Origin of the sequence: uncultured Cardiobacterium sp., assembly GCF_938028185.1 — a bacterium.
Taxonomy (GTDB): Bacteria; Pseudomonadota; Gammaproteobacteria; order Cardiobacteriales; family Cardiobacteriaceae; genus Cardiobacterium.
Genome location: NZ_CALJAH010000451.1, coordinates 1 through 4,538 on the forward strand (window position 1 = coordinate 1; position 4,538 = coordinate 4,538).

At 62.3% G+C, this 4,538-nt stretch carries 5 protein-coding genes; all 5 read right to left on the bottom strand.

Going from position 1 to position 4,538, the window contains the following annotated elements:
- Positions 1-746 (bottom strand): factor H binding protein domain-containing protein (locus Q0349_RS13110; RefSeq protein ID WP_298081465.1); only part of this gene is annotated, 746 nt, incomplete at its 3' end.
- Between the two features lie 56 nt (positions 747-802).
- Complete coding sequence (locus tag Q0349_RS13115; protein ID WP_298081466.1) at positions 803-2,746, bottom strand: pilin; 1,944 nt, start codon at positions 2,744-2,746, stop codon at positions 803-805.
- Positions 2,747-2,796: 50 nt separating this feature from the next.
- Positions 2,797-3,408, bottom strand: a complete 612-nt coding sequence (locus Q0349_RS13120) for a glutathione S-transferase N-terminal domain-containing protein (protein ID WP_298081467.1) — start codon at positions 3,406-3,408, stop codon at positions 2,797-2,799.
- Positions 3,409-3,485: 77 nt separating this feature from the next.
- A complete protein-coding gene (locus Q0349_RS13125) occupies positions 3,486-4,217 on the bottom strand; it encodes an SDR family NAD(P)-dependent oxidoreductase (RefSeq protein ID WP_079540949.1) in 732 nt (243 codons plus the stop codon).
- 24 nt (positions 4,218-4,241) lie between these two features.
- Positions 4,242-4,538 (bottom strand): Fic family protein (locus Q0349_RS13130; RefSeq protein ID WP_366916331.1); only part of this gene is annotated, 297 nt, incomplete at its 5' end.

Genomic DNA, 4,538 nt, shown 5'->3' on the forward strand with positions numbered 1-4,538 from the left:
GGCCCGGCAATGCCCAAGGTATAGCTGCCCGGCATCTGCTTGCCGTCGATGGTGCGGCTGCCTTCGATGCCATAGGTGGGCATCGCGCCAAATTGGTTTTCTTCGGCGCTGAAGCGGGTGATGGGCGCTTCGTGCAGGGTGATGCGCCCCAGTCCGCGCGAGGCGGTGATTTCGCCCGCGCCACGGCGTGCGCCGAAGTCGATGGTGTAGCGCAGGGTGGCGTCGTGCGTGGGGTCGGTGTCAAAGGCGCGGCCATTGTAGGTCGCCTTGCCCGCCGCCGGCAGGGTTTTGGTCGGGTCGATATATGCCGCGCCGCTTTCGTCTATGCCGAGGCGGTTCGCCAGGCTGTTGACGCCGCCGTTGATGGCAAGAATGCCTGCATGGAAGCCCTGGTAGGAGCGGATGTTGACATTTTCTGTGGTGCCGCTGCTATTTTTGCTGTCAATCGTCATTTGTGCCGGAAATTCGGCAAAACCGGCGGGGATGTGTGTGGTGTTGACCGTCAGTCCCTTGCCAAATTGTAGCTTGGTGATGGTATTGCCGTTGCGGTTCAGGGTAAATCCGGCGAAATCGCGCCAGGCGCTGTCATTGTCAGGTTCATCCCCGTCATCCGGCATGAAATAGGTTTTGCCGGTTCGGGCATTGCCGTCGGGTTTGTCAGCGGACGGGTTGTCATCGCCGCCACCGCCACCGCAGGCGGTGAGCAGGGCCAGAGCCGTCAATGCGGTCAGGAGTTGCAGTTTCATGGGAGTACCTCTCGGTTTGGGCTGGGGGAAAGGGTCGCGTCAGGTGGCGCGGGCAGTCAGCGGCATTGCGGCGGCAGGTAGCGCGCCGGGATGACGGTTTGGCATTGCCATTGTTTGCCCGCGCGGTCGTAGTGCAGGGTCAGCGTCGCGCCGCTGTATTTGTCGGCGTTTTCCAGGGTGATGCGGATGTCGCCGCTGGTTTCGACGTGGATGTTTTTGCCGGGAGACGGGTAGTTTTTGGTGTTGATTTTTTTGCCCGCTGCGAGTGCGTCGGCGAGGTCGTGTTGCAGAGCGCTCGCCGGGAGGAGGTTCTGCGCGATGCGGCTGCGGATGGTGTAGTCCTGGTAGGCCGGCAGGGCAATGGCGGAGACGATGCCGAGGGTGGCGAGGGTGGCGGTGCCGCCGCCGGCAAGTGCGGCGAGGTCGTCAATGCCGTTTTGCAGGTCTAGGGTCAGCGTCGGGTTTTTGCCGTCGCCGCGCAGGCGCAGGGCAACGGCGCCGCTCGCGGGCAGTTGGCTAGCGTCGGGCAGGGCGGCGAGGTCAAGCGGGGTTTGGGCGAGGTCGGCGTAGGTTTGCAGGCGCTTCAGGCCGTTGTAGTAGCTGTCGCGGCCGAGGTGGCGCTGGTTTTGGATGTAGGCGTAGGCGCTGTCGCCGAGGTCGATGTGTTCGGCGGCAAGCCAGCGGGCGACGGTCGGCGCATCGGCGGCGAGGTTTTTGCGCGCGAGCAGCGGCTGCGGCAGGTCGCTGATGAGGAGGTAGTCGCCTTCAGTGCGCAGGTAGTAGTGGTTTTGTAGTTGGCTCATCAGGGTTATGAAGGCGGCGTTCTGCGGGTTTTGTTGTGCGGCCTGGCTGGCGCCTTGTGCGGTGAGGCTGGTGAAGGCGAGGTGTTCGATGCCGTCTTGCAGGGTTTCGCGTTTGTTGAGCACGCCGCTTTGTTGCAGTTTGCCGAGCAGGGCGTCCAGCGCGGGTTTGGCACTTTGCGGTAGGACGAGGTAGCCGCCGTTGTCGTCGGCGAGGTAGTAAAGGGTGCCGAGGGCGGCGAGGTCGTCGGCGCTGATGCCGAGGGTTTGTTGTAGGGCTTGTTTGAGTTTGCCGCCGCTTTGTGCGATGCCTTCGATTTGCGCGTCGCTGGGCAGGGTGAGGGCGGCGAGCGCGCTGATGTCGCCGTGGTAGGGCAGGTCAAGTTTGGCGCCGCGGGCGGTTGGCAGGTTGAGCGGGGTGTTGTCCGGCTGGATGAGGCTGATTTGCAGGCGCGGGCGGTCGTCGCTCACGCTCCAGGCGAGGGCTAGTTGGCGTGTGTGGTCAAGGCCGAGGCGTTGCAGGATGGGCTGCCAGTCGCGTGTTTTCATTTGGATGAGCGGGTTTTGCGGGTCGAGCCAGAGGTAGAGGCCGTCCGCTTTGGGGTCGAGGCGGTTTTGTAGTGCGGTGAAGGGCGCGTCGCCGCCGTCTTCGTGCAGTAGTTTGAGGCTGTCCGCCGGATTCTGGACGAGGCCGGTGCTGAGCAGTAAGCGCTGGTTGGCGGCGTCGTAGCGGTAGGCGATGGGCGGGTTTTTCGGCGCGCTGATGCGGTCGGCACTGACTTGCCACGGCGCGGGGAAGGTTTGCGCCAGGGTTTGTTGGAGTGCCTGGTTGTCGGCGAATTGGGCGGTGGCGGCGATGAGCAGGTTCAGTTCGTTTTTGTCTTGTAGCAGGGCGATTTCCAGCGGGGCGTCGAGGTGCTGTTGCAGGTTTTGCAGCGGCTCGCGGGCTTCTGGCGGCAACAGGGTGAGGAGTTGCTGGATGAGGGCGCTGCGGATGGCGCCCGCTTGTGCGCGGTAGGCGTCGCTTTGGTAGATGGTGCTTGCGGGCAGGGCGTGGTTTTCGAGGAACCACGGGCTGGGCAGGCGCAGATAGGCGGCAGTTTGCGGCGGCAGGTTTGCTTGCAGCCAGCTTGGGGCGGGTGCGGCGTGGGTGACGCTGAGGGCAAGGGCGCAGGCGGCGGCGAGATGGCGGAGGTGCATGGGGTTTCCTTGTGTTTGGGGGTGGGGAAATTTTATACCGGCTAGTAGTGTCAGGCGTTGGACGCGGCGAGGACGCGCTTGACGGCGGCGTCGGCGTCCATGCGTGTCATGAAGGCGGCGAGGTGCGGGTATTCGCTGTACGGTTTCGGCGTTTTTACCGACCAGCGCGCCATGACGTAGGCGTAGGCGTCGGCGACGCTGCGGCGGTCGCGGTACACGTGGCCGCGTTCGCCGATGAGGCCGTCGAGAAATGTCATGACGCGGTCAATGCGCGCGTAGGCGGCTTCGCGCACAGCGTTGTGTGCGGCCGGGGTTTTGTCCGTGGTGTAGCGCGCCGGGGAGAACATCGGCCAGTAGGCGGGGTGGAAGTCGCCGGTGAGGAACGCCATGGTTTCGTTGAATTCAAACTGCGCTTCCAGGCCGTCTGCGGCGCCGAGGCGGGCGGCGGGGTGGCTGTCGGCGATGTATTGCAGGATGGCGTTCGCCTGGGTCATGGCGCGGCTGCCGCCGATGTCCAGCGCCGGCACCATGCCGAGCGGGTTGATTTTTTTGTATGCGGGGTCGGCGTAATCGACTTTCTGCACTTCGTAGTCGGCGTTCGCCCATTCGAGGGCGATCCAGCAGGCAAGGGCGCAGGTGCCGGGGGCGTAGTAGAGTTTCATGGGGGCTCCTTTTGGGTTTTAGGATAAAGCGGAATTTACATACAGGGTAGCGACTATGGTGTATGTAAAACGTCTGGCTATCCGTCTTTCAGAATACGGTAGGCAACGCCGGGCGCAAGGCGCAGCAGCCATTTGAGCAGGTGGGTTTTGCCAATGTAGTGTTCGCTATCACCGCGTTCAATAGCGCGGATGATAGCGGTGGCGACTGCGTCTGGTGTCATTTTGCCGGTGCCGCGTCCGGCGGTCATGCGGGTGGCAACGAGCGGCGGGATGATTTCTTGTACCTGGATGTGTGGCGCAGCAGCTTCGGTCTGGTAACGCAGGGCGCGGGTGAAGTTGTGTAGCCCGGCCTTGCTGGCACAGTACACCGGCGCGCTTTTTTTCGGCGCGAGCGCAAGGGCGGTGGTGATGTTGATGATGGCGCCCCAGGGGTTTTGCGCGAGCACGGGCAGCAGTCCGGCAGCAAGGGCGATGGGCGCTTCGAGGTTGAGCGCCAGTTCTTGCGCGAGGGTGGTTTGTAGTTGCTGCTGTGTGTCATGGATGAAATCGAGCGGGTGTTGCATCGCAGCGTTATTGATAAGGACGGCGATGTCGGGGTGTTCGTTTTCTATCCAGGCGATGAGGGTGGCGCGTTCGGCAGAGGATGCGAGGTCGCAGCGACGGTAAACGACGCCGGGCAGCGGCTGTTCGGGGAGGTGGCGGGCGCAGGTGATGACGCGGGCGCCGTGGTTTTGGAGCTGGGCGACAAGCGCCGCGCCGATGCCGGTAGTGCCGCCGGTGATGAGAATTTTTTGTTTGTCGAGGTTCATGGTTTTTGCGTGTTGGTGGATGGGTTATCGGGGGGCTTTTGTGCGTTGTAGTAATGCCCGCCCTTTGGCGGTCAGGCGGTATTTTTGGTTGGGGCTTTTGGGTTTGTCAGGCAAGGTCATTTCGACCAGGTTTTGTGTCAATGCGGGAACCAGATAGGTTGTTCTGAAACTTGCTCTATGTCTGATGGATAGTTTGTCCAGTAGTTCTACGACGCTTAATGGTTGGTGGTGTCCTAAAATGTATGCTGCCTCAAACAAATCCGTAATTGATATAGAAAAATCCGATGGCAAATGCCTTAACGTGATAGAACATCTTCTTGG